Origin of the sequence: Nucisporomicrobium flavum (genome assembly GCF_016464385.1) — a bacterium.
GTDB lineage: Bacteria > Actinomycetota > Actinomycetes > Mycobacteriales > Micromonosporaceae > Actinoplanes > Actinoplanes flavus_A.
Map to the genome: position 1 here is coordinate 467,701 of NZ_JADMLH010000002.1, position 24,081 is coordinate 491,781.

At 71.4% G+C, this 24,081-nt stretch carries 29 protein-coding genes; 13 read left to right on the forward strand and 16 right to left on the reverse strand.

What is annotated here, in order from left to right; all coding sequences use genetic code 11:
- Positions 1-91 precede the first annotated feature (91 nt).
- From IT780_RS06390 to IT780_RS06400, 3 genes are read right to left on the reverse strand one after another with little or no spacing between them, the layout of a single operon-like run.
- Positions 92-1,240, reverse strand: a complete 1,149-nt coding sequence (locus IT780_RS06390) for an Mrp/NBP35 family ATP-binding protein (RefSeq protein ID WP_199510453.1) — start codon at positions 1,238-1,240, stop codon at positions 92-94.
- Between the two features lie 21 nt (positions 1,241-1,261).
- Positions 1,262-1,795 carry a DUF1003 domain-containing protein gene (locus IT780_RS06395; RefSeq protein ID WP_199510454.1) on the reverse strand — a complete coding sequence of 178 codons (534 nt, stop codon included), beginning with the start codon at positions 1,793-1,795 and terminating at the stop codon, positions 1,262-1,264.
- Positions 1,792-3,087: a magnesium transporter MgtE N-terminal domain-containing protein gene (locus IT780_RS06400; protein WP_199510455.1), complete on the reverse strand. Its 1,296-nt coding sequence runs from the start codon at positions 3,085-3,087 to the stop codon at positions 1,792-1,794. The genes IT780_RS06395 and IT780_RS06400 overlap by 4 nt, the downstream gene beginning before the upstream one ends.
- Positions 3,088-3,128: 41 nt before the next feature.
- Here IT780_RS06400 and IT780_RS06405 point away from each other — a divergent pair, with 41 nt between their 5' ends.
- Positions 3,129-4,007 carry a PhzF family phenazine biosynthesis protein gene (locus IT780_RS06405; RefSeq protein WP_199510456.1) on the forward strand — a complete coding sequence of 293 codons (879 nt, stop codon included), beginning with the start codon at positions 3,129-3,131 and terminating at the stop codon, positions 4,005-4,007.
- Positions 4,008-4,048: 41 nt separating this feature from the next.
- On the opposite strand, the gene IT780_RS06410 is transcribed toward IT780_RS06405, so the two are convergent.
- Complete coding sequence (locus IT780_RS06410) at positions 4,049-4,549, reverse strand: hypothetical protein (RefSeq protein WP_199510457.1); 501 nt, start codon at positions 4,547-4,549, stop codon at positions 4,049-4,051.
- Positions 4,550-4,580: 31 nt separating this feature from the next.
- A complete protein-coding gene (locus IT780_RS06415; RefSeq protein WP_199510458.1) occupies positions 4,581-5,279 on the reverse strand; it encodes an HAD family hydrolase in 699 nt (232 codons plus the stop codon).
- Between the two features lie 127 nt (positions 5,280-5,406).
- Here IT780_RS06415 and IT780_RS06420 point away from each other — a divergent pair, with 127 nt between their 5' ends.
- Both IT780_RS06420 and IT780_RS06425 read left to right on the forward strand, forming a co-directional pair.
- Positions 5,407-6,354, forward strand: coding sequence for a DMT family transporter (locus IT780_RS06420; protein ID WP_199510459.1), 948 nt, complete (start codon positions 5,407-5,409; stop codon positions 6,352-6,354).
- 128 nt (positions 6,355-6,482) lie between these two features.
- Positions 6,483-7,118, forward strand: coding sequence for a hypothetical protein (locus tag IT780_RS06425; RefSeq protein ID WP_199510460.1), 636 nt, complete (start codon positions 6,483-6,485; stop codon positions 7,116-7,118).
- Positions 7,119-7,202: 84 nt separating this feature from the next.
- Here IT780_RS06425 and IT780_RS06430 read toward each other — a convergent pair whose 3' ends face one another.
- Positions 7,203-7,724: a DUF4190 domain-containing protein gene (locus tag IT780_RS06430; RefSeq protein WP_199510461.1), complete on the reverse strand. Its 522-nt coding sequence runs from the start codon at positions 7,722-7,724 to the stop codon at positions 7,203-7,205.
- A gap of 386 nt (positions 7,725-8,110) precedes the next feature.
- Here IT780_RS06430 and IT780_RS06435 point away from each other — a divergent pair, with 386 nt between their 5' ends.
- Positions 8,111-9,031: an SDR family NAD(P)-dependent oxidoreductase gene (locus tag IT780_RS06435; protein WP_199510462.1), complete on the forward strand. Its 921-nt coding sequence runs from the start codon at positions 8,111-8,113 to the stop codon at positions 9,029-9,031.
- Positions 9,032-9,222: 191 nt separating this feature from the next.
- Here IT780_RS06435 and IT780_RS42575 read toward each other — a convergent pair whose 3' ends face one another.
- From IT780_RS42575 to trxA, 4 genes are all read right to left on the reverse strand, one after another.
- On the reverse strand, positions 9,223-9,726 hold the full coding sequence (locus tag IT780_RS42575; RefSeq protein WP_199510463.1) for a DUF4190 domain-containing protein: 504 nt from the start codon (positions 9,724-9,726) through the stop codon (positions 9,223-9,225).
- Positions 9,727-10,236: 510 nt separating this feature from the next.
- Positions 10,237-10,644: a CoA-binding protein gene (locus tag IT780_RS06445; protein ID WP_199510464.1), complete on the reverse strand. Its 408-nt coding sequence runs from the start codon at positions 10,642-10,644 to the stop codon at positions 10,237-10,239.
- A 77-nt stretch (positions 10,645-10,721) separates the two neighbouring features.
- On the reverse strand, positions 10,722-12,761 hold the full coding sequence (locus tag IT780_RS06450) for an intein-containing Rv2578c family radical SAM protein (protein WP_307831068.1): 2,040 nt from the start codon (positions 12,759-12,761) through the stop codon (positions 10,722-10,724).
- A 50-nt stretch (positions 12,762-12,811) separates the two neighbouring features.
- On the reverse strand, positions 12,812-13,174 hold the full coding sequence (gene trxA, locus IT780_RS06455) for a thioredoxin (RefSeq protein WP_199510466.1): 363 nt from the start codon (positions 13,172-13,174) through the stop codon (positions 12,812-12,814).
- Positions 13,175-13,824: 650 nt separating this feature from the next.
- Between trxA and IT780_RS06460 the strand changes: the two genes are divergently transcribed.
- From IT780_RS06460 to IT780_RS06490, 7 genes are all read left to right on the forward strand, one after another.
- Positions 13,825-14,472: a TrmH family RNA methyltransferase gene (locus tag IT780_RS06460; protein WP_199510467.1), complete on the forward strand. Its 648-nt coding sequence runs from the start codon at positions 13,825-13,827 to the stop codon at positions 14,470-14,472.
- 95 nt (positions 14,473-14,567) lie between these two features.
- Entirely contained in the window at positions 14,568-15,242 is a 675-nt protein-coding gene (locus tag IT780_RS06465; protein WP_307831069.1) for a DUF6758 family protein, read from the forward strand.
- 128 nt (positions 15,243-15,370) lie between these two features.
- The gene (locus IT780_RS06470; RefSeq protein WP_199510469.1) at positions 15,371-15,529 is read left to right on the forward strand and encodes a hypothetical protein; all 159 of its coding nucleotides are present in this window, start codon (positions 15,371-15,373) and stop codon (positions 15,527-15,529) included.
- Positions 15,530-15,538: 9 nt separating this feature from the next.
- Positions 15,539-16,417 carry a PH domain-containing protein gene (locus IT780_RS06475; RefSeq protein ID WP_199510470.1) on the forward strand — a complete coding sequence of 293 codons (879 nt, stop codon included), beginning with the start codon at positions 15,539-15,541 and terminating at the stop codon, positions 16,415-16,417.
- A 43-nt stretch (positions 16,418-16,460) separates the two neighbouring features.
- Positions 16,461-17,312: a PHP domain-containing protein gene (locus IT780_RS06480; protein WP_199510471.1), complete on the forward strand. Its 852-nt coding sequence runs from the start codon at positions 16,461-16,463 to the stop codon at positions 17,310-17,312.
- Between the two features lie 52 nt (positions 17,313-17,364).
- Positions 17,365-17,979, forward strand: a complete 615-nt coding sequence (locus IT780_RS06485; RefSeq protein ID WP_199510472.1) for a MarC family protein — start codon at positions 17,365-17,367, stop codon at positions 17,977-17,979.
- 104 nt (positions 17,980-18,083) lie between these two features.
- Complete coding sequence (locus IT780_RS06490; protein ID WP_199510803.1) at positions 18,084-18,899, forward strand: RecB family exonuclease; 816 nt, start codon at positions 18,084-18,086, stop codon at positions 18,897-18,899.
- Between the two features lie 21 nt (positions 18,900-18,920).
- Here IT780_RS06490 and IT780_RS06495 read toward each other — a convergent pair whose 3' ends face one another.
- Positions 18,921-19,781, reverse strand: a complete 861-nt coding sequence (locus IT780_RS06495; RefSeq protein ID WP_199510473.1) for an oxygenase MpaB family protein — start codon at positions 19,779-19,781, stop codon at positions 18,921-18,923.
- A gap of 49 nt (positions 19,782-19,830) precedes the next feature.
- Complete coding sequence (locus IT780_RS06500; protein ID WP_199510474.1) at positions 19,831-20,265, reverse strand: Fur family transcriptional regulator; 435 nt, start codon at positions 20,263-20,265, stop codon at positions 19,831-19,833.
- 208 nt (positions 20,266-20,473) lie between these two features.
- On the opposite strand from IT780_RS06500, the gene IT780_RS06505 reads away from it, so the two are divergent.
- A complete protein-coding gene (locus IT780_RS06505; protein WP_307831070.1) occupies positions 20,474-20,959 on the forward strand; it encodes a DUF2231 domain-containing protein in 486 nt (161 codons plus the stop codon).
- A gap of 173 nt (positions 20,960-21,132) precedes the next feature.
- Here the strand turns inward: IT780_RS06505 and IT780_RS06510 are convergent, their stop codons facing one another.
- Complete coding sequence (locus IT780_RS06510) at positions 21,133-21,465, reverse strand: translation initiation factor 2 (RefSeq protein WP_199510475.1); 333 nt, start codon at positions 21,463-21,465, stop codon at positions 21,133-21,135.
- A 56-nt stretch (positions 21,466-21,521) separates the two neighbouring features.
- Here IT780_RS06510 and IT780_RS06515 point away from each other — a divergent pair, with 56 nt between their 5' ends.
- Complete coding sequence (locus IT780_RS06515) at positions 21,522-21,707, forward strand: hypothetical protein (protein WP_199510476.1); 186 nt, start codon at positions 21,522-21,524, stop codon at positions 21,705-21,707.
- Between the two features lie 182 nt (positions 21,708-21,889).
- Here the strand turns inward: IT780_RS06515 and IT780_RS41640 are convergent, their stop codons facing one another.
- From IT780_RS41640 to IT780_RS06530, 3 genes are all read right to left on the reverse strand, one after another.
- Positions 21,890-22,138, reverse strand: coding sequence for a hypothetical protein (locus tag IT780_RS41640; protein WP_233412270.1), 249 nt, complete (start codon positions 22,136-22,138; stop codon positions 21,890-21,892).
- A gap of 872 nt (positions 22,139-23,010) precedes the next feature.
- Positions 23,011-23,358 carry an FmdB family zinc ribbon protein gene (locus IT780_RS06525; protein WP_199510478.1) on the reverse strand — a complete coding sequence of 116 codons (348 nt, stop codon included), beginning with the start codon at positions 23,356-23,358 and terminating at the stop codon, positions 23,011-23,013.
- A 70-nt stretch (positions 23,359-23,428) separates the two neighbouring features.
- Positions 23,429-24,055 (reverse strand): 5-formyltetrahydrofolate cyclo-ligase, encoded by a 627-nt coding sequence (locus tag IT780_RS06530; RefSeq protein ID WP_199510479.1) that lies wholly within the window; start codon positions 24,053-24,055, stop codon positions 23,429-23,431.
- Positions 24,056-24,081 lie beyond the last annotated feature (26 nt).

Consider the following 24,081-nt stretch of genomic DNA (forward strand, 5'->3'; position numbering starts at 1 on the left):
ACGGCTTCGGGGGCGGGGATCGCCTCACGCAGGGATCAAGCCTGACCGCCCGGAGTGAGGCGATCCCCGCCCAAAACGCCCCCAGCGCAACTCAACGCCGAGCGTTGACCATCAAACCCAGAGGCTTGCCGACGAGCGACTCGCGACGGACGGCGAGGCGGTCGGCGACGGCGGAGAGAGCTGCCGCGGCCGGGGCGGAGGGGTCGGCCAGGACGATCGGGGTGCCCGCGTCGCCGGCTTCGCGTACGCGGGTGTCGAGGGGGATCTGGCCCAGGAGCGGAACCGAGGCACCCACCGTCTTGGTCAGGGAGTCAGCGACGGTCTGGCCGCCGCCGGCGCCGAAGACCTCCATGCGGGTGCCGTCCGGAAGCTCGAGCCAGGACATGTTCTCGACGACGCCGATGAGACGCTGGTGGGTCTGCATGGCGATCGCGCCGGCCCGCTCGGCCACCTCGGCGGCCGCGGCCTGCGGGGTGGTGACGACCAGGATCTCGGCGTTCGGCAGGAGCTGGGCCAGGGAGATCGCCACGTCGCCGGTGCCCGGGGGCAGGTCGAGAAGCAGCACGTCGAGGTCGCCCCAGAAGACGTCGGCGAGGAACTGCTGCAGCGCGCGGTGCAGCATGGGGCCACGCCAGACGACGGCCGCGTTGCCCGCGGTGAACATGCCGATCGAGATGACCTTCACGCCGTGCGACTGCGGCGGCATGATCATGTCTTCGACGCGGGTGGGCCGGCCGTCGACGCCGAGCATGCGGGGCACCGAGTGGCCGTAGATGTCCGCGTCGATCACGCCGACCGACAGGCCGCGCTGGGCGAGGGCTGCGGCCAGGTTCACCGTGACGCTGGACTTGCCGACGCCGCCCTTGCCGCTGGCCACCGCGTACACCCGGGTCTTGGAGCCGGGCTGCGCGAACGGGATGACCGGCTCGGCGCTCTGGCTGCCGCCGCGCAGCGTGGCCTGCAGGGCCTTGCGCTGCTCCTCGGTCATCACGCCGAAGTCGATGTCCACCGTGTCGATGCCGGGGATCTTCGTCACCGCGGCGGTGATGTCGGTGGTCAGCTTGTCCCGCAGCGGACAGCCGGCGACCGTCAGGAGCAGCTCGACGGTGATCTTGCTGCCGGCGACGGTGAAACCCTTGACCATGCCGAGCTCGGTGATCGGCCGGCGGATCTCGGGGTCGTCGACCGTGGCGAGGGCCGCCTGGACGGCTTCCTCGATGGCGGGGGCGGGTGCTGACATGTCGACAAGCTTACGTCTGTGTCAGGAGTGCTCTTCTTCCCACTCCTTGCGTTCCCGCTTCTGCCGCCGGTGTGCCGCCTCGTCCAGTTCGTCGGCCAGCCGGCTCAGCTCCGAGCGCAGGAAGTCGCGCGTCGCCACCTCGCCGAGAGCGATGCGCAGCGAGGCGATCTCGCGGGCCAGATACTCCGTGTCCGCCTTCTGCATGGCGGCCCGCCGGCGGTCCTCCTCCATGGCGAGGCGGTCGCGGTCGGTCTGCCGGTTCTGCGCGAGCAGGATCAGCGGAGCGGCGTACGAGGCCTGCAGAGACAGGATCAACGTCAGGAACGTGAACGTGTACGGGTCGAAGCGCAGGTCGGCGGGGGCCAGGGTGTTCCACGCGAACCACGCCGTGATGACCACGGTCATGTAGACGATGAACTTCGCCGTACCCATGTAGCGGGCGATGTTCTCCGACCACTGGCCGAACGCCTCGGGGTCGAAGCGGGGCAGCCGGACCCGGCCGGGCTCGACGGGCTGGTCGAGCCGCTCGACCCGCTTGCTGCGCAGGTCCGTCATCGCTCGACCCCGGGCAGGAGGCCGGCGGGCTCGACGTCCTGGACGTCGCGGTCACGCCAGTCGCGGGGCAGCGCGTGGTCCAGGACGTCGTCGACGGTGACCGCCCCGACCAGCCGGAACGAGTTGTCCACCACCGGCATCGCCACCATGTCGTACGTCGCCATCCGCCGGGTGATCTCTGTGAGGTTCGTCTCGGGCTGCAGCGGGTGGATGTCGGTCTCGATGAGCCCGCCCAGGATCGACGAGGGCGGCTCGCGCAGGAGCCGCTGGAAGTGCACCATGCCGAGGTACTTGCCGCTGGGCGTCGCGGACGGCGCCCGGGCCACGAACACCTGCGCGGCGACGACCGGGGAGAGCTCGGGCTCGCGGATGCGGGCCAGGGCCTCGGCGACCGTGGCGTCGGGGGTCAGGATCACCGGCTCTGAGGTCATCACCGACCCGGCCGTTCCGGGCGTGTAGTCCATCAGCTGCCGGACCGGGGCGGCCTCCTCGGGTTCCATCAGGTCGAGCAGGATCGTCTGCTCCGCCTTGGGCAGCTCGGCGAGGAGGTCGGCGGCGTCGTCCGGGTCCATCCGCTCGAGCACGTCCGCGGCCCGTTCCCGGTCCAGCCGGACGAGGATCTCCACCTGGTCGTGCTCGGGCAGCTCCTCCAGCACGTCGGCGAGCGTACGGTCGCTCAGCGCCGCCGCCACCTCGTTGCGGCGCGCGTCCGACAGGTCCTGCAGGGCGTTCGCCATGTCGGCGGGCCGCATCTGCTCCAGCAGCGCCACCAGGTTGGCGCTGCCCTGGGTGTCGGTGGGCCCGACCAGCCCGCTGACCCGGTCGTACTCGACCTGGTACGTGTGCCCGCGCCGGGTGAGGCGGCCGGTGTGCTCGCGGACGGCGACCCTGGTGATCAGCCACTCGTTGTTCCGGTTGAGGTCCATGCCGAGGTCGACGACCGTGCCGGCCTGCCCGGGCCCGCTGCGGTCCTCGGGCTCGATGGTGACCCGGCGGTCGAGCAGGTCCTCCAGCACGAGCAGCTCGTTGGGACGCTTCTCGAACCGGCGCAGGTTCAGCGTGCCGGTGCTGAGCACGACCGCTTCGGCGTCCATCGAGGTGACCCGCCCGATCGGCAGGAAGATGCGCCGCCGCAGCGCCATCTCGGCCACCAGCCCGACGACCTGCGGCGGCCGGTTGGTCGTCCGCAGCCGCACGACGGCGTCACGCACCCGCCCCACCCGGTCGCCGTTGGGGTCGAACACCGGCAGAGCGGCGAGCCGCGCCAGATAAACCCTCGTCCCCATGGTCACGGCACCAGCCTAGGGCCTGCGCCCTGGGTTAGCGTCGGCTCATGTCTACCGTGGCGTACGAGATCGTGGACGTGTTCACCGACCGGCCGTTCGCCGGCAACCCGCTCGCGGTGATCTTCGGTGCCGAAGCCCTCGCGGGGGACCAGATGCAGGTGCTGGCCCGCGAGTTCAACCTCTCGGAGACGGTGTTCGTGCTGCCGCCGACCGACATCGAGGCCACCTACCGGGCGAGGATTTTCACCCCGGAGACGGAGCTGCCGTTCGCCGGTCACCCGAGCGTCGGCGCGGCGGTGACGTCGGTACGCCGGGGACTGGCGGCGTACGGCCGGCTCGTGCAGGAGTGCGGGGCGGGGCTGCTGCCCGTCGAGGTCACGGACGCGGGGTCGGCGACGCTGACCGGCGGTACGCCCACGCTCGGTGCCCCGCTGGAGCCGGCGGCCCTGCTGGAGCTGACCGGCCTCGCGGCGGACGACTACGCGGGCGGGCCGGCCACCCCGTCGACGGCCGGGTGCGGCTTGGAGTTCGCCTATCTGCCGGTGCAGCGGCGCGCCCTGGACCGCGCGTGGGCGGACGCGGCACGGGCGGCGAAGGTGGGCGTTTCCCAGATCAGCGTGTTCGCCTGGGACGCCGACACGCGTACGGCCTGGGCGCGCGTCTTCTGCCCGGGTGTCGCGGTGCCCGAGGACCCGGCCACCGGGTCGGCGGCGCTGGGGCTGGGCGTGTGGCTGGTGGCGAACGGGTGGCTGCCCGGCGACGAGACCTCGGCGTACACGGTGCACCAGGGGCTGGAGATGCACCGGCCGTCGCTGCTCGAGTGCACGGTGACCGCGTCGGGCGGTGCGGCCACGTCGGCGACCGTGTCCGGCCACGTGGTCCCGGTGGCGAGGGGCGAGATCGCCGTGCCGCCCTTCGTGGGATGACCAAGGCCTGTCCTGCCGATCATGACGGCCTGCAGCAGGCCTTAGCCGCGCTTCTTGCGTACGCGATGAAGGCGGAACGGACGACGGACCGGAACCCTCGCCGGGGTCTCCCGTGGCGCGGCCGCGCCGGAGCCCTGAGGCAGGTCCGGTGCGGCGACCGGCGCTGATCCGCCCGGGGTGAGGCGGACGACTGCGCAGCCGGTCTCCGCCCACCGCGCGACGACCTCCTCGGTGGTGCCGGCGGCGTTCAGGCGCTTGCCGGCCAGCTGGGGTGCGATCTCCGCCCAGGCCTCGCTGCCCGGGGTGAGCCGCTCCACCTGCGCGTCGGCGATCACGATGAGCCCGCCGGTGTCCCCGCGGAGCCGCACCTGCGCGGAGTGCGCCTCGGCCAGCCCGGGCGCCGCCTGTTCGCCGGGGCCGCTCACCACGACGAGCGAACCGTCGAGCGGCATCACCCACAGCCCGCGCGCGGGACCGCCGTCGACGCTGATCCACGCGATGGCGGCCTTCTTGATGGCCTCGGCCACGAGCTCCGTCGTCACCGGCCCATCCTGTCAGCCGGCCGGTGCCCGCTCAATTCAACGCCGGTACGCGGTCCAGCAGGTCGACGACCGCGGACAGGGACGGCACGCTCAGCCCGGCGAAGTCGTCGTCGCGGTTGAAGACGAGGTGGTCGGCGAGGTCGGGGGCGGCGAGCCGGACCGGCGTCATGCCCACCGCGGCCGCGCCGGTGAGCTCGCGGCTGCCGCCGTCGCCCACGTACAGGCAGTCCTCGGGAGCGACCCGCAGCCGCCAGCACGCCTCCAGGTAGATCAGCGGGTCCGGCTTGCACCGGCCCACCTCCACCGAGAACACGGTGACGTCGAGCAGCGGCGCGATCGGCATGCTCGGCAGGAAGGCCGGCAGCTCATGGGTGCAGTCGCTGATCAGCGCCGTCCGCAGACCCCGGCTCTTGACGGCGGTGAGAACGCTCTCCGCGTCCGCACGCAGCTCGGTGTCGGCGCGCAGCGCATCGACCCGGGCGGGTACGGCGGCCCGCAGTTGCGCAGGTCGCGGGCTGCCTCCGGCCTGCTCGGTGACCCACCGTAGGGTGGCCTCCGCGGAGCCGAACTGGCCCCGGGCCCGGACCTGGAAGGTGCGGTCCAGCACGCTCAGCACGGCATCCGGGTCACACCCCAGGGCCCGAGCGATCTCGGCGTGCTGCGGCCCGCGCTTGACGGACCGGGTGAGCGTGCCGAAGAAGTCGAACAGCACCGCTTGGTACGCGGGCATCTAGAAATCACTCTCCAGGGGAATTGACCGATGAGTTCCGGCGGTGAGCGTAACGACAGCATCACTTTCCGCTCAAACGTGGTCGACAAACTGTGACGTGCCGATCTGCGGAAAGCGACGCCGAGGGATGAATACGCGCTCAACACCCGCATTGCTCACCATCGCGGCGCTGACCGTGGCGGTCCTCGCGGTGTCCTCGTCGGCCCCGCTCATCGCCTTCGCGGCCGCTCCGGCCCTGGCCATCGCGTTCTGGCGGAACAGCCTGGCCTTCGCTGCGCTCACCCCGATCAGCGCCGGGCCGCGCCGCGCCGAGGTCCGTACGCTGCTCAGCGCCGACGGCATGTACTGCGTCCTCGCGGGCCTGGCGCTGGCCCTGCACTTCTCCACCTGGATGCCCAGCGTCCAGCTCGGCTCGGTGGCGACCGCCACGGCCCTCGTCGCGACCCAGCCGGTGTGGCAGGGCCTGATCGCCGTCGCCGTGGGCGGCCGCAGCGCAGCCCCGTCCCGCACCGCCTGGATCGGCATCGTGCTGGCGGTCGCGGGCGTCGCCTGGGCCACGGGCGTGGACATCGGGGTGTCGGCCCAGGCCGTCCTCGCCGACGTGCTCGCCCTCATCGGCGCGATGGCCGCGGCCGTCTACACCGCGTTCGGGGAACGGGCCCGCCGGCGGCTCAGCACGACGACGTACACCTGGAGCTGCTACGGGACCTGCGCGGCGGTGCTGCTGGTGGTGTGTCTGATCGGCGGCGTGCGCCTCACCGGCTACGACGGCCGTACCTGGGCGGCGATCCTGGCTCTCGTGGTGGGGGCCCAGTTGCTCGGTCACTCGATGTTCAACTACGCGCTGCACCACGTGTCGGCCACGACGGTCAGCGTGCTGATCCTCCTGGAGGTGCCGGGGGCGGCGCTGCTGGCCTGGGCATGGCTGGGGCAGGTGCCGCGCGCCGAGGCTCTGCCAGGGCTGGCTGTGCTGGTGGTGGGGGTCGCGGTGGTGATCCTGGGCGGCGCCCGTCGGCGTAATGGCCGGGCGGCGACGGCGTCGTTGGCCGAGGCTGCCGATCCGGAGCGGGCCTGACTTCCGGCTTCCGCTTCCCGCCTTCCAGCTTTACTGCAGGCCTCGCGGCGCGTAGGGCGTCGCGGGGTGGACGAACCTCGTTGAACCCTGGCGAACTGCCGCCCCGCGCGGTAGAGAGGGGGGATGCGATGCACCGCTGTCCATGTCTGGTCGGAGGGCTGCTGCTCGGGGCGGTGCTCATGACCGCGGCCTGTGAGCCCCCGGAGCCGCCCCAGCCTGGCATCATCGGCGGCTGGACCACGGCGGGCTGCGAGTTCACGCGTACGCCCGAGACCGTGACCGTGGGCGGCCACACGATGCCGGTGACGCCGGCCGCCCTGACGGCTGCCATGAACCGCATCGACGCGGGCGGGCGCACGGACCACGCCGTCAGCTACGCGGGCCTCGAGGTCGACCAGGAGCGGGTACGCGCCATCGTGTACCGCGTACCGTCCGCCGCGTTCGACGACTTCATCCGCCAGACGGCCGAGGACACGTGCATCTTCGTTCGCGATGCGCCGTACAGCCTGCGGGACCTCGCCGCGTGGCATGACCGCGTCCGCACCGACCTCGACGCCTGGCGCGCCCGAGGCATCCGCATCTCCACGATCGCGGCCCGGCACGACGGCGCGGGAGTGGAGATCGGCACCCAGGACGTGTCCCGCGCCCGCCACGAGCTGCCCCGCCACTACGGCCGCCGGGCTCCGCTGATCTTCGTCGAGGAGGGGCCGGTGACCCCGCTGACCAGCCCCGGCTTCCCGGCCGCCCCGCAGCAGGGCGGCTGAACGGCCGCCTTCCCGGCTTGATTTCACGGCCCACTTCCCGGTGGCCCGCCTTCCCGGCCGCTCCGGCTGCTCGGACCGATCCGGTCAGAACGTGTTGGTCGAATTGTCCGAGACGATGGCGATCACCAGCACCACCCCGAGGATCAGCGCGACCCCCGTCACGATCCAGCCGATGATGATGCCGGCCAGCGCCATCCCGGCCCCGTTCGCCCCCGACCGCCGGATCCGCCGGCGCGCGACGTGCCCGAAGATCGCCCCGAGCACCCCGAGCAGGCCGCCGATACCCCAGCCGCACAAACCCGCGATCGAGGCGCAGGAGACGACCAGCGAGGCGATCGCGAGCCCTTCGGTGGGGCGCGGTCCCGCCTGATATCCGTACGGACTGCCGGCGTACCCGTAGTCGTACGGCTGCTGCGGCGCGGCGTACGGGACCGGCGGCGGAGCGTACGGAGCAGGAGCCGGAGCGGGCGCCTGAGCCGCGTAAGGGTCGTGAGCCGGCGGATAGGAAGGGTGCGGCTGCAGATCAGGCGGCTGGTACGGCTGCACGGGCGGGTCCGGCGGCGGCGGGTAGGTGCCGTCCGGCCCGGACGTCGGTGGGTAGGTCACGTGATGCCTCCGTCCAGCCCGCGCGTCGCCACCCGAGGCATCCGGCCGTCGCGTCGCCACCCGGGCGCGGTCCCGCCGTCGGCCCCGCGATCCGGGGCCGTTCCGCCTCGCGTCGCCACCCGGGGAACTCGGTTCCCGGGTCGCCATCCGAGAATAGAAGCCCGTGTCATCAGGCTCGTCAGCCGACCCTCAGCCTCACCGCGACCGGTGGCGTCCGACCACGTGGTGGCTCACCGCGACCGGCCGCGGTCCACGCTCAGCGGCGTCCCGGCGCCGGTAGCGCTTCGTGGCCGGGGGCTCGCTGCGCGGATTCGCCGACGTTTCCGGGGTACGCCACGGGCGGGGTGATGTTTGCCCCGGTGCGCGGGAGCGGGCAGGATCGCCGCATGGTCTTCGACGCCCGTTCCGCGAGTGGCAGCCGGTCGAGGCGGGACGCGACGCGTCCCGCGGCCGGGCGCCGGCCCCGGTCCGCCACCTCCGCCGCCGACTCCGAGCCGGCCGCGTCGTCGTTCGAGGACCCCGGCACGGAAGCGGAGGAGGCCCCCGTGACGCTGCGCCTGGATGGCAAGGTCGCCCTGGTGACGGGCGCGGGCAGCCCGGACGGCATCGGGTACGCGACGGCGCGCCGCCTGCGTGACCTCGGCGCCCGGGTGGCGATCGTGTCCACCACCCGTCGCATCCACGAACGGGCGACGGAGCTGGGCGTGACCGGTTTCGTCGCGGACCTCACCGACGAGGCGGAGGTCGGCGCCCTCGCGGACGCCATCGCCGACCAGCTCGGCGACGTCGAGGTCCTGGTCAACAACGCGGGCCTGGCGAGCCGCACCAGCCCGGAGGTCCTCCGCCCGGTCGCCCAGCTGACGTACGACGAATGGCGCGCGGAGATCGACCGCAACCTGAGCACCGCGTTCCTGTGCAGCCGAGCGTTCGTGGGCGGCATGTCGGAACAGGGCTGGGGCCGCATCGTCAACCTCGCCGCGACCGCCGGCCCGATCAACGCCCTCCCGACCGAAGCGGCGTACGCGGCCGCGAAGGCGGGCGTGGTCGGCCTGACCCGCGCGCTGGCCATGGAGCTCGTGGCGGACGGCATCAACGTCAACTGCGTGGCACCGGGCACCATCTACACGGCGGCGTCCACGGTCACGGAGATCAAGCAGGGCCTCGGCACGCCGATCGGCCGCCCCGGCACCCCCGACGAGGTGGCGGCGGCGATCGCGTTCCTGTGCTCGCCGGCGGCCTCGTACATCACGGGCCAGATGCTGGTGGTGGACGGCGGCAACAGCGTCCGCGAGGCCGAATTCCGCTGATCCCGGCCCCGCCGGGATCAGGCTCAGCACCCCCCATCGGCGGCGCAGGGCGAAGCACCGCCCGTCCGGGCCGCGGGGTCGACACCGTAGCTCCGTCCGCGGCGCGGGACCCGAGCGCTTCACCACCATGCGCCGGCTTCGGGCGGGTCGGGTGAGGCCCGGCGCACCGTGGTCCGCCGGGCGTTCCCGCGTCAGTACGTCGACGTGCTGCTCGACCCGATCGCGAAGATCACGACCACGATGTAGAACGCGCAGATCAGCAGGTACACGCTGGTGATGATGTAGCTGAGCCAGAGCCCCGCCGTCGCCAGCCCTTCACCGGACTCACCGGTGCTGCGGATCTGCTTCTTCGCCACGTGCCCCATCACGATGCCGGCGGGCGCGAACACGAAGGCGAACACCAGGCTGAGGATCGCCATGGTGTTGGTCGGCGCGGGCATCTGCGCGTAGGGCTGCGCGTACGGCTGACCGTAGCCGGGCTGCCCGTACTGCTGCTGTCCGTACGGCTGCCCGCTCGACGGAGCACCGTACGGCGACTGCTGCCCGTACGGCTGCCCGCTCGACGGCGCGCCGCTGGCCGGGCTCGCGTACGGGTCCTGCGAGTACGGCGAGTTGGGGTCGTAGGACGGCTGCTGCCCGTAGGGCTGCTGGGGCTGATATGGGTCCGGCGTGCCACCGGGCGGCGGGTAAGTCATTCAAGGTCCTCCTAGTTCACCCGGCACCGTACTAGCCGGAGCGACGATCGGGGCACCCGCGCCTGCGTGTCTGACCCCTTCCGTCCCACGTCACGCCTCGATCCGCCCAAGGAACCACCCATGACGCCGACCCAGCGAGCCGCGTCATGACGATGCATCGAACTGCGGCACGCCGGATGCGACCCACGTGCCGGCAACCCGACCGCCGCGTGCGCCACCGTCGCCAGCATCCGGCCGCCCACCGCCACCAGCGACGCCGCCCGGCCGGGGCCGGCACAGCTGGCAACCCGCATCAAGCGCCCGCCGCAAGCGCCGCCGCAAGCCCTGCCCCCCGGGGCGCGTCGCAAGCCCCACCCCGGGGCGCGTCGCAAGCCCCACCCCGGGGCGCGTCGCAAGCCCCGCCCCGGGGCGCGACGCAAGCCCTGCCCGGGGAACCACCGCAAAGCCCTGCCCTGGGGCCCGCTCCAACCCCCGCCCGGCGGACCGCCGCAAGCCCCGCGCGGGAACCGGTCAGGTCAGCTTTGTGAGGTTGCCGACGGCTCGCTCCACAGCCAGGCAGCGGTCCTCGACGTAGTCCATGCCCGCCTCGGTCGCGATGCGGCGCGCTTCCGTCGAGACGATGCCGGTCTGCAGCCAGACTGCCGGCGCGTTGATGGCCGCGGCCTGGCGCACGATCTCCACGGCGTCGGCGGCGGGCCGGAAGATGTCGACGAGGTCGACCGGCTCGGGCAGGTCGGCCAGCGTGGGTACCGTCTTCACCCCGAACACCTCGTCCACGAACGGGTTGACCGGGATGATCTTCCAGCCGTGCCGGAGCATCTGCAGCGGTACGGAGTGCGCCGGCTTGAAGGGATCACGAGAAGCGCCGACGACGGCGATGACGTTCGCTTCGGCCAGGATCTGCTGAGCACTCCTCATCCCCCGACTCTAGTCACGGCTGGTCGCCCCTCACCGGAAACGACGTTGAAGCAGCGCAGCAGGGGACCGCCGCGCCGTCACAGCAGCGTCAACTGCTGGGAGACCGGCTCGTCGACGGTCTGGGCCGCGGGCACGCTCCGAGCCTCATCCGGCCGGGCCCGATGCAGCCCGTGCCGCCTCGCCGCCAGCCGCACCCGTGCAGTGATCTCGTTCTGGAAAGACTGCGGCAGGTAGGAACCGCCGCGGTACAGCTCCCGATACCGAGGCGCGAGCGCCGGGTGTTCGCGCGTCAGCCAGGCCGCGTACCACTCGCGCGCGCCGGGCCGCAGATGCAGCGCCAGGGGCGTCACACTCGTCGCGCCGGATGCGGCGATCGCGGCGACCGTCTCGTCGATGGACTCGTCCGTGTCGGTCAGGCCCGGCAGGATCGGGGCCATCAGCACGCTGACCGCGAACCCCGCGTCGGTCAGCCGGCGTACGGCGTCCAGCCGGCGGCGCGGGCTCGGCGTCCCCGGCTCGACCGCGCGCCACGTGTTCTCGTCGACGAAGCCCACCGACACCGACAGACCGACCCGGGTGACGGAGGCCGCCTGTTCGAGCAGCTTCAGGTCGCGCAGGATCAACGTGCCCTTGGTCAGGATGGAGAACGGGTTGGCGAAGTCGCGCAGCGCCGCCAGGATCCGGGGCATCAGCCGGTAGCGACCCTCGGCCCGCTGGTAGACGTCCACGTTGGTGCCCATGGCGATGTGGTCGCCGGTCCACCGGGGCGCGGCCAGCTCCCGCCGGACCAGCTCGCCGGCGTTGACCTTGACGACCACCTTGGAGTCGAAGTCGTGGCCGGCGTCCAGGTCGAGGTACGTGTGCGTATTGCGGGCGAAGCAGTTGTGGCTGACCACCCCGTCGGCGATGAAGTCCCCGGTGCCGGTGGTGATGTCGTACAGCGGGAGGGTGAGGCCCAGGTCCTCGATGTCCGCGACGGTGAGCTGGGCGTCGCTGCGCACCCCGATGCCGGCGGCGTCGAGTGGCGCCTCGCTGACGCCGGTCAGGTGCCGGAACCGCAACGCCGCCCACAGGTCGCGGGTGATCTCGACCGAGTGCGACCCGCCGAGCTGGGTGTGCGGTGGCCGGCGGCTGGGCAGGCCGAGGTGCGTCAGCGCCTCCGTCACCCGGTCCAGGAAGCCACGGTCGCGGCTGGCGAAGACGACAGCCAGGCGGTCCGCCGACCCGATCGATCCGTACGCTCCCGCGAGGAAGCCCCGATACCAGCCGCCGGTCGGCATCTCGGGCCAGCGCAGCGCCTGGTCCATGGGCACGTCCTCGAGGTACGCGTCCGCGCGGATCCACGCGTCGCCCTCACGCGGGCCGGACGACGGGGCGGCGCCGGAGTCGCCACGGACCAGCCCGCAGATGTAGCCCGTCTGGTAGTCCGGCGACTCCTTGGGCGGGTCGGCGAAGTGCCCGACGCCGGACATCCGGTCGCCGACGGCAAGGGCGGGCAGGTGCGGCTCGGCGGGGCTGACGTGCCGCCAGCCGCGGTCGGTGAGAAACCGGTGGTCCCCGCTCGCCACGAGCCGGGTGCCGTCCGCCAACGTCACGCGATATGCCCGCTTCGATGTGGACCAGTGGTCGAGCACGGTCGTCGTCACGTACCGCCGATGGGTGCCGGCCCCCATCGTGCCGAGCACCGCGTCACCCACCTTGAGCTGCGACAGCGGCCGCGTCGAGCCGTTGGCCAGCAGGATCGGGGTGTCGCCGCTGAGGCAGTAGGAGCAGGCATGCGAACAGCCTCGGTAAGGATTGATGGTCCACTCGAACGGCACGCGGGAGGCCCCGGGCACCCGGTTGATGATCGACTTGGCCTGGATCTCGTAGAACGTCATGCCCGCGAAGCCGGGGGTGTCGAACGTGCGGACGGTCGCTCCGGGCACCGCCAGCGGCAGGGGTGAGGCCGCTGGCGGTGCGTCCAGGAGCGAGTCGTCGTCGACCGGCGTCGACAGGTGAGACCATCGCATGGCGAAGATTCGAACACATGTACGACGACCCTGTCCACTCGAACCCTCGAACGGGCGGGTCGGGCCGGCGAGTCGCCTCAAAGCCTCCGAAAAGGGTCCCGGCATGCAGAAGCGCCGCGGACCGGAGGGTCCGCGGCGCCGTGCCGAGCTGGTGGTCAGTGGTTGTGCGCGGCGAGCTGCTTGCGCACGTCGTCCATGTCGAGCTTCTCGACCTGGTCGATCAGGGACTCGAGCGCCGACTCGGGGAGGGCGCCCGGCTGCGAGAAGACGATGACGCCGTCCCGCACTGCCATGATCGTCGGGATGGAGCGGATGTCGAACTTCGCGGCGAGCTCCTGCTGAGCCTCGGTGTCGACCTTGCCGAAGGTGATCTCCGGGTGCTTCTCCGACGACCGCTCGTACGTCGGGGCGAAGCGCACGCACGGGCCGCACCAGCTGGCCCAGAAGTCGACCAGCACGATGCCGTCCTTGCCGGTCACCTCATCGAAATTCTCTGTGGTCAGCGCAACGGTCGCCATGATCTCTCCGTCCACGGGATTGGGGCTACGTGGCTTTCAACCGATCCTGCACCTCGTCAATTCCCTGCCCATCGCCGGTGACACGTGGGCTGCGGCACGATTCGCGATCCAGCCGGACGCGTCGAGGCAACTCATCGTAACTGACTGTATGGAGAGCGCTCTCACTTGTTACGAGAAGATCTGCGTCCCTTTTGCACCGTCTCGGCCTGGCTCGTGGCACCTGACGCGCCGCGATAGCGACAAGGTCGCCGATAACAAAAACTGGTAACAAAGTTAAATGTGAGCTGTGTCACTTTTGGATTTCCTGTACATGGATACGCAGGGTGAGGCAGACTCTTCCCCAACAGAGCGTGGGCGGCGGGTGCCGGGGAGGGCCCCGCCGCTCATTGCGTCTCCTCCCCGGAGTGCTCCGAGACCGTGAATCCGCCGGTCGGAGCGGGATTCCCGAGCCGGCGTCGTGGCGCCTGGCGACCGTCTCGGGCCGGGAGGGGACCGCGGGACCGACTTCCTGCCGGCCGGGACGCCCGCCCCTCCAGCAGCAACGCCTTCAGCGACGTGCTATCAGCGACCGGCCCAGCCCCGCCACGCCGGAATCACCGCACCCGGCCCGCCGGGCCCCACCGACCGCCATCCGGATAGCGTGCTGCGCCATGGTGGCCGATGAGGTTGCGGCTGACAGTGAGCCGCTGGTGGAAGTGGGCGTCGGCCCGTGGGAAGGCCCTTGGCCGGACGACGACCGCTACGACCCCGAACTCCTGGAGCAAGGCGATCGCCGCAATGTCGTCGACCGTTACCGGTACTGGCGGCGTGAGGCCGTAGTCGCCGACCTGGACCGGCGGCGGCATCCGTTCCATGTCGCCATCGAGAACTGGCAGCACGACTTCAACATCGGAACCGTCGTCCGCAACGCCAATGCGTTCCTCGCCGCCGAGGTGCACATCGTCGGGCTGCGGCGCTGGAACCGTCGCGGCGCCATGGTCACCGACCGGTACCAGCATGTGCGGCACCATCCGAGCGTCGAGGCGTTCGCTACGTGGGCCGCGGAGTCCGGGCTGCCGGTCGTCGGGATCGACAATCTGCCCGGGTCGCGGCCGATGGAGAGCGTCACGCTGCCGCGTGAGTGCGTTCTGATCTTCGGCCAGGAGGGGCCCGGGCTGTCCGATGCGGCGCGCGCCGCGTGCAGCGAGCTCTTCTCCATTGCCCAGTACGGGTCCACGCGCTCGATCAATGCGGGCGTGGCGAGCGGCATCGCGATGCATTCCTGGGTACGCGCCCACGCCGGCCCGCCTCCGGGCTGACGAGGGGCTCCGGTGCAGCGTGGCGGCCGTTCTCCATCCGTTCGGGTTCCGCCGATCCGCTTGACGGGGGCCTCCGGGGCAAGCACCTTAAGGGGGTGGGTGTCACCGTAAGCTGCCCCCGTTGTGCTGGTCAGGTCCGTCCTCCGGACCTGATGCACAGCGCTTGGCGTTGCAACGACTGTGGTGACGTCCATCCGTTCCACGTCGCCCAGCACATCGGTCCGGAGATCCTCGACAGCGTGCTGCGCCAGGCGGCCCCGGGCCCCGAGCGCATGCCCCTGTGGTGTCCGTGGCCGCTGCCGCCGGGGTGGATGGTCACCGGCGTCGGCTGGGCGGGTGACGACCGTTCCGGCGTACGCGCGACCGCCCTGTCCTGCACCGGGCCTGACCCGCTAGGTGGGGGTCCCGCGGATCTGGTGCTGATCGCGGAGCAGCCGGGCGTCGGACTCGGCACGCGCTTCGCGGGCATCCCCGGCATCGACCCCGGCTACCTGATCGCCGAGGCGCTCGGCGACGGCGGTGGCCGGCGTGGACCGCACGCGAAGATCAAGGCCGGGGGGCATCCGACTCCACTGTGGTGCGTCAAGTCCCCGGAAGACCGAAGCGCCTATGTGAGTGAAGCCCGAGGAATGTGGCTCTATGCGGTAGCGTGGCCGGCAAGCGCGGGTTACTTCCTGGCCGAGCATGTCGTGCTGCACGACCTGACCGACGGGGTGCCGCCCGAGCTCGTGTACGGAGCGCCGTCGCCGTACCTGCACGGCCGGGTCTGATCAAGGCCCGGTGACCTGCGGGGACGGTTTGGGCTTTCCGAGCACAATGTTCACAGAGCGCAGTCTTACTGATACCGTGAGTGTTGCTGCGGCGTCGACCGTACCCGCAACGGAGGAGCAGGCCCGCCATGATCAAGAAGGTTCTCACCTGGCTTGGCATCGCATTCTTGATCTTCTTCATTGCGTTCAACCCGAACTCGGCCGCGGCGGTCTTCGAGTCGCTCGGGGACACCATCGGCGACATCGCCCGTGGTTTCGGAACCTTCTTCACCCAACTCGTCGCTTAACATCGGCGCATGGGTCCTGGTGAGCCGCGGCAACCTGATGAGGAGGGTGCGCGTCGCCCTCAGGACGACGACGACACCTTCGGCTACAACGATCCGGCGTTCCGGGCCGCGAACGGCCCCGAGTACGCCCGCGGAACGGCCTCTGCGGACGGTCCTGAGTATTCGTCCGGACCCGCGTATGCGACGAGCGCCGGCTACGCCGACGACTACGAGACGCGCGAGCAGGAGCGCTACCGCGACCCCGGTGAGTACGACCCCCCGGTCTTCACCGAGGAGGAGCTCCAGGGGCTGGGCGGCGACGGCGGGGGTGTCCCGGGTGGACCGCGCCGCGTCCTGCCGCTCGAGGACGAGCCGACCACACTGGTCTCCCGCTACCTCTTCCCGACCGAGCGTTACCGCGGCGAGTGGAAGCGGCACTGGATCCACCTGTCCACGCCCCTGCTCGTCGGTGTCGGCGCGACCTTGCTGCTGGGGTACCTCGCCGGCTTCCTGACCCGGCAGGACATCGACGGCCTGGTCACCGCGGCCGTCCTGATCTGGCTCGGCGTGATGGGCTGGGTCGGGTGGAAGGTCGCGGACTGGTATTTCGACCGCTTCATCCTGACCAACAAGCGGGTCATGGTCGTCAACGGCATCATCACCCGCAAGGTCGCCATGATGCCGCTGCTGCGGGTCACCGACATGAAGTACGAGCAGTCCGCGCTCGGCCGCATGCTGAGCTACGGCACGTTCGTCCTCGAGTCGGCCGGCCAGGACCAGGCGCTGCGTGAGGTCAAGCACCTGCCCAACCCCAACGAGCTGTACCTGCGCGTCGTCGAGGAGATGTACGAGCCGCAGGCCGTCGAGGCACGTCTGGGCAAGGACGGTGACGCGGGCGACGACGCCTGACGTCATCAACGGAATTCGTGCGCGTACCCGGTAGCGTCTCCGAGTGACCAGAATCGACCTGCACTGCCACTCGACCGCCAGTGACGGCACGCTGACCCCGGCGGAGCTGGTCCGGGCGGGAGCCGCCGCGGGTCTCGACGTCATGGCCATCACGGACCACGACACCACGGGCGGGTGGGCCGCCGCCGCGGCCGCGCGACCGGAGGGGCTGACTCTGGTGCGCGGCGCCGAGCTGTCCTGCCGCTGGTACGGGGTGGAGCCGGCGATCCCGCTGCACCTGCTGGCGTACCTGTTCGACCCGGAGGAGCCGCAGCTCGCGGCCGACCTGGCGCGCCTGCGCGCCGACCGGGAGCAGCGCGCCGAGAAGATCGTCGAGCTGCTCCGCGCAGACGGTGTCGACATCAGCTGGCCCGAGGTCAGCGGCTATGCGGCCGGCGGGTCGGTGGGGCGCCCGCACATCGCGCAGGCCCTGATCCGGGCCGGTCTCGTGCGGACGACCAGCGAGGCGTTCGCCTCCCGATGGCTGGGCGCGCGGTACTTCGTACCCAAAGCGGATCTTGATGTCTTCGAGGCCGTGCGGGCGGTGCGAGCTGCGGGCGGGGTGGCGGTGTTCGCCCATCCGAACGCGACCGTCCGCGGCCGGATCGTGCCCGACAAGCTCATCGTGGAGCTCGCCGCGGCGGGCCTTTTCGGACTCGAGGCCGACCACGAGGACCACTCTCCCGAGCAGCGGGCCCATGTCCGGTCGCTCGCCGAGGACCTCGGGCTGGTCGTCACCGGATCGTCGGATTTTCACGGTACGCACAAGACGGTCAGGCTGGGCGCCTTCACGACCGACCCCGCCGCGTACCGGAAAATCGTGACCGCCGCCACCGGAGTTCCCGTCCTGGGGTGACGGTCCTCGCAGTTCAGAGCGGGTGACCGGGCGCTGCGCCTACGTTGTCGGGGTGAATCTGAAGTTGTTCGGCGAGGTCTTCGTGACCCTCCTGGTGATCGTCGACCCGCCGGGCATGGTGCCCGTCTTTCTCGCGCTGACCGGCACCCTGCCGGCGAAGCAGCGCCACCGCGCGGGCACGCAGGCGGTGCTGCTCGCGCTCGGCGTCATCGTCGTGTTCGCGGTGGCGGGCCAGACCCTGCTCGACTATCTGCACGTCCAGCTGCCCGCGCTGCAGGGCGCGGGTGGTCTGCTGCTCATCCTCGTCGCGTTGCAGCTGCTCACGGGCAAGACCGACGAGCCGTCCGAGCAGGGCGGCACGAGCAACGTGGCGCTGGTCCCGATCGGCACGCCGCTGCTCGCCGGGCCCGGCGCGATCGTGGCGACGATGCTGTTCGTCCAGCGGGCGGACGGCGCGGTCGACTACACCGTGATCGGGCTCGCGATCCTCGGCGTCATGCTGACGGTGTGGGTGGTGCTGCGGTTCTCCGGCGGCATCGTCAAACTGCTGCGACCCGGCGGCATCGAAGTCCTCACCCGGATCGCGGGTCTCCTGCTCGCGGCCATCGCGGTCCAGCTCATCGCGGACGCGGTCGGCGCTTTCGTGAAGCTGTACGCGGCCGCCTGACCGGGTCGCGGGGAGTTTCTGTCGGAGGGGCCTGGCAGGATTGTCCCGTGCGCAGGACACCGCCGCGATCGGCCGCCGTACCCGAGCAGTTGGGGTTCGCCGGCATGCCCGAGCGCCTCTTCGTCTGCACCCCCAGCAAGCTGGGCACATACGTGGACTGCCCCCGCCGCTACCGATATACGTACGTGGACCGGCCCAGCCCGCCCAAGGGGCCGCCCTGGGCGCACAACTCGCTCGGCGCGAGCGTCCACACCGCCCTCAAGAACTGGTACGCGCTGCCGGCCGCCCGCCGCAGCGCCGCCTCGCTGCCCACGCTGCTCAAGGCCACGTGGGTGCGCGAGGGCTACCGGGACGTCGAGCAGGAGCGGATCACGTACCGCAAGGCGCTGGAATGGCTCGACACGTATGTCGCCGGGCTCGACCCGGAGGAGGAGCCGCTGGGTGTGGAGCGTGTGGTCGCGACGAAGACCGGAGTGCTCGCGTTCAACGGCCGCGCCGACCGCATCGACGCCCGCGACGGCGAAGCGGTGATCGTGGACTACAAGACCGGCCGCTCCGGCCTCGACGCGGACGATGCCCGCGGATCCCAGGCCCTGGCCCTTTACGCGTACGCGGCCCAGCGCGTGTTCCGCCGCCCGTGCCGCCGGGTCGAGCTGCACCACCTGCCCACCGGCACCGTGGCGGCCCACGAGCACACGGAGGAGTCCCTGGCCCGTCAGGTCGCGCGCGCGGAGGACACGGCGCGGGACATCATGGCGGCGGAGAAGGCGGTGGCTGCGGGGGCTGATCCGGACGCGGAGTTCCCCGCCAACCCCGGATTGCTGTGCGGCTGGTGCGACTTCCGGCGCGTGTGCCCGGCGGCCGCGGACGCGCAGCCCAAGGAGCCGTGGACCTCCGTCGAGCACCTCGAACGGGCTTGACGCCCGCTCACCACCCAGCCGTCAGGCCAGGCCGGCTCGGTGCAGGGCTTCGCGGCGCATCGGGGCTGACCGGTACCGCTCCGGTGCGGCGGCGAGGGCGGCCTTCATGAGCAGGCGCATGCCGCGTACGGAAAGATCCGCCGAGACGTCGGTCGTCGGCCAGCCGAGCCCGCCGTACATCTTCCGGGCCCAGGGTGGCAGCAGGGCGACGGCCGTCCCGGCGACCCCGAAGTAGGCCCACCGGGTCGGGCCGAGCGTCAGGCCGAGGCGCAGCGGCACGCTGCCCCACGACTGCGGCACCGGCGGCACCGTGAGGAACAGGGCGGTCTCTGCGCCGTCGCGGGTCATCCTCAGCTGCGGCCGCATGCGCTCGTAGTAGTCCGCCACCTCGGCGGCCGTCGCGGGAACCGTGGCGGGATCAAGCCCCATCAGCTCGGCCGCCCGCACCTGCTCGGTGTAGTACCGGTCCACCTCGTCATCGGTGAGCGCCAGGCCGGCCCGGCGTGCCGTGGTGAGGAACGACTCCACCTCGGCGACGTGCACCCACCGCAGCAGCTCGGGCTCGTCGATGCGGAAGCTGTCGCCCGTACGCGGATCGGTCGCGGTCATCCGGGCGTGCAGCCGCCGGATCCGGCTCGCGGCCCGCTCGACCTCGGCGGTGCTGCCGTAGATGACAGTGCCCACGTAGGCGGAGGTTCGCGCGAGCCGCCCCCACGGGTCGGCGCGGTACGCCGAGTTCTGCGCCACCCCGGCGACGGCACGCGGGTGGAGGGCCTGCAGGTAGAGCGAGCGGAGACCGCCGAGCAGCAGGATCGGCTCCTCGTGCACCTTCCACGTGACCGAGCCGGGGCCGAAAAGTCCGAGGTCTGCGGCACTGTCCATGCCCCCAGCGTGCCACGCGGAAGGCGAAGTTGAACAGGTTCAGAATTTCCTACGCCGCTCGGTCGGCGCGTTCCTCGCGCTGGCAGGCGGGGCAGAGCCCCCAGAATGTGACTTCCGCCTCGTCGACCGCGAAGCCGTGGCCGGCGGCAGGGTCGAGGCAGGGGCGCTCCCCGACGACGCAGTCGACATCCTGGATGGCGCCGCAACTCCGGCAGACGAGGTGATGGTGGTTGTCGCCCACGCGCGCCTCGAACCGCGAGGGGCTTCCGGCCGGCTCGATCCGCCGCGCCAAGCCCGCCCGGGACAGCGCCCCGAGAACGTCGTACACGCCCTGGGTGGACACCGAGTCGAGCCGCTCCCGTACCTGCCGGGTGATTTCCTCAACCTCGAGGTGCCCACCCCGGGTGAGCACCTCCAGCACCGCAACCCGCGGCCGCGTCACACGCAGGCCCCGATCACGCAGCAGGTGCTCGGCGGTCGACACCTCACAATGACAGCACGCTGAACCGGACGGCTCAACCGGTGCCGATTGCCGCGGTGGCGCAGCATCTTCGGGCGGGTGGTCTCGCCGGTGAACCGGATCGGCTCGACGCGCGTAAGCGCGGACGAGGGGACATTCGCGCTTCGGAGGGCACCGGCAGCGGTGCCGGTGGCTCTACGCTTGGCCCAAGATTGTTTAACGTTCAAGGAGGGTGACCGTGTTCGACCAGATAAACGGCATGCCCGTACACGCGTTGGTGCTCCACGCGGCGGTCGTGTTCGTGCCGCTCCTGGCCCTCGCGGCCATCGTCTACGCGGTCGTGCCCCGCTGGCGCACGAAGGTCGGCTGGGCTGCCGTCCTCCTGGCCCTGGCCGCCCCGGTAGCCACCTTCGTGGCCATGGAATCCGGCGAGAAGCTGCGCGACCGCATGATCGCCAACGGCATGACGGGCCCGCCGCTCGAGAAGATCGACGATCACATGGGGTACGGCACGCTGACCTTCTACGTCACGCTCGGTCTCGCCGCGGTGACCCTCCTCATGGTCTTCCTGACGCTGCGTCCATCAGCCCGCCCGCTGCCCCGACCGGCCGGCATCCTCCTGGCCGTGATCATGGTGGCGCTGGCGGCGGTTTCCGGCTATTACGTCTTCAGGACCGGTGACTCGGGGGCCCAGGCAGTCTGGGGAACCTCGTCCTGACGAGCCGCCGTCCCGGCCGCCGTGTGGGGTGGCGGCTGGGACGGCCCTGGCCCGTCGGTGTGCGGGGGTGGCCCGTCGATGCTCGTGTTCGCCCGTCGGTGCTCGTGTTCGCCCGTCAGTGCTTGCGTTCGCACCGTCGGTGTTCGCGTTCGCTCGTCGGTGCGCGGGCTTGCTCAGAAGATCGCGCGGGCGCAGAGCAGGCACATGAGGATCAGGGCGACCGCCCCGGCGACCAGCCCGACGCCGTACGTCACGGTGCGGGCGGAACCCTCCGATTCGTCGAGAGCGTCGATGTCCTGAGCCGGCATGGAGCGCGGCGGCGGCGGTTGGGACACCGTCGGCGGTCGCCAGTACGGCGAGGCCGGCGCGGGGCGGGGCGGTCCCTGGTATGCCGGCTTGGCATCGGGAGCCGGGCTGGGACGGTCGGCACCGAACTGCTCCGGGGCAGAGTCCGGCCGCTGCCAGTACGCGTCGTCGTCGGATCCTGTCGGGGCGCTCACGTTCATCGACGCTACATCCCTCGGGTGCCGACAGCGCGCGCGACGCGGCCTACCCTCATACCGTGGACATCCTTGACGATCCTGACCGCGACGCCGACGCGGAGCGCACCGTCGACCTCGAGTCCGAGGAAGCACCCCTCCTCCCGGAGCAGACTCGCGACGACACGGAACGCGGCTGGGGCTACAGCGGCATCGAAAGCTCGAACGACGACCGCCTCCTGGAGGACCGCCCTCCCCACTGGGGATGAGCGCACCCCCGCTTGCGGCGTCGTGGCTGGAGTCCCGCTTGCGGCGGTGTCGGTCGCTGCTTGCGGCGGTGGTGTTGGTCACTGCTTGCCGCGGTGGTGTGGGGCTCTCGCAGCTGAGCAGCTGAATCGTTCGCTGCTCAGCGCAGTCTTGCGCGCCCCGGCTTCGCCGGCGTCCCCGGCGGTCAACCGTCTGGGCGGATCACGACTGCGTACCCGTCCGGCGCCGGGTTGATCGTCTCCTTGGCCGCTTCCGGCGTGAGCGCCACGAGAAGCCCTCCCGTCAGCGGATCATCCACGCCGGTGACAGCGAGGACCAGCGCTGCGGCGGCTATCGGCCGAGGGTGCGCGCCGGCTCTGAAGACATCCACGCGGTCGCCCACGCGTACGAGGCGCAGCGCCGCCGGTTCCGCGAGCCGGAGCGGTACGCCCACGGTGCCCACAGGTGCCGGCAGAGGCTCGGGCGCTGAGCCGACAGGGATCGGAGGCTCCGTGGCGCTGGACGTCATGCCGCGTGAGGAGCCGCTCCCGGGGGCCACCTCGACCGCGACAGACGCCCTACCCGCAGGGCTGGGCTCCGACGCTGGCCGGGCAATGTCTGGACGCCGGAGCGTCGGCGCTTCGGACGGCAGCCTGCAGGGCGCCGGGTCCGACCACGTGAGGGTCGCGGCCGTGGCCAGCAGCGCTGCGACCGTGGCCACGCGCAGCAGAGTTGATCTTCCCGGCCTGCGCCGGCGTACCGGGTCGAGGACATCGCTGGTCTGTTTCTGGGATTGAGTCGGCCGCACGCGATGAAGCTAGGCAAATCCGGGGGCGGGCGTCGGGGCGGCTGTGGATACCCGCGCGTTGTGGATAACCGGCGGTCGAGAGGGCCGAGCCCGGTAGAAAGGGCGTGGCGGATCGACGGCCGGCCCGAAGGTCCATCGCGGTCCTGACCGATCTTGGGGCAAAAGCTGCCGCGTGGTCGACAACAGCCGTGACCTGCGGCGAGCAGCCGGCCGAGTGCTCCGCAGGCGCGCTGGGGCGAGCCCCGGTGCGTCTGGTTCACGGCGGGCGTGGTTGACGACCGGGGCCGCCGTCAGCGAAGGCAGCGCCAGGAAGGCGACCCGGCCAGGCGCCCGGGATGCGACCCCCGCCGGCGGCAAGGGTGCGGCCCCGGCCGGCGGCAAGGGTTGCGGCCCCGGCCGGCGGCAGGGTTGCGGCCCGCGGCCGGCGGCCGGGTTGCGGCCCCGGCCAGGCGGCCGGTGATGTGACCCAGCCGGGCGGCCTCGGGGTCGCGCGGCCTCGGGGTCGCGCGGCCTCGGGGTCAGGAAGCGGTTGAGGCAGCCGGCGACGAGGTCGTCGACGACGAAGAGGAGGAGGGCGACGATGAAGGTGTCGAGGCTGCGGCCGGGGTCGTGGACGTCGTCGAGGACGAGTCCGACTTGCCGTCCGTGGAGGTCGTCGAGGACGACGGCTTGTCCGTGCTCACGCTGCCGGAGCGGGAGTCGTTGCGGTAGAAGCCGGAGCCCTTGAAGACGATCCCTACGGAGTTGAAGACCTTGCGCAGCTTGCCGCTGCAGGCGGGGCATTCCGTCAGCGCCGGGTCCGAGAAGGACTGCACCCTCTCGAGCTGCTCCCCGCACTCCGTGCATGCGTACTGGTACGTGGGCACTGGTCCTCCGCGTCGATACTCAGGGCTTGGCACTCGCCGTCTCAGAGTGCCAATGCTGCGTCATCGGAGTTTATTTCGTCCAGTCCGGCGTCGCACTGAGCCCCTCCGCAGGTGTGATGACGGCCCGTACGCGGCGGTCGTGGGGCTCCGAGGGCACGGTATCGAGCAGCTCGCCGTCGTGCAGCAGGGCGACGGTGAAAGCCGTGGGGTCCACGCGGGCGAGGGCGCGGTCGTAGGAGCCTCCGCCGCGGCCCATGCGTACGCCTTGCCGGTCGACTGCGAGGGCGGGGACGACCACGAAGTCGGCTCGTGAGATCGCCGGAGGGCCGAGGCGGGGTCCTGTGGGTTCGAGGAGTCCGCGTGGACCGCGGCTCAGGGAGGCGGGGCCCTCGTAGCGGACCCAGTCCAGATCACCGTCTGCCAGTAGCGCAGGAAGTAGGAGCAGGGAGGTCGATGGCAGTGCTTCGCGTAGAACCTCGGGTAGCTCCGGGCCGCCCGGCTCCGAGCCGATCGGGACATAGGCGGCGATAACCGTGGGTGACTCCTGGCGGACGAGGGAAGTGAGCGCCTCGTGGACCGCGGTTGCTGCCGAGGCGAGGGCTTCCGGCGGTTTTGATCTACGTGCTGCGAGCAGGTGGTTGCGGAGGGCTACCTTCTCGGCTCTAGATCTTTGTGCATCACGGGTCAAATCGGCCATGCAACACCCCCTTTGGAAGACCGGCA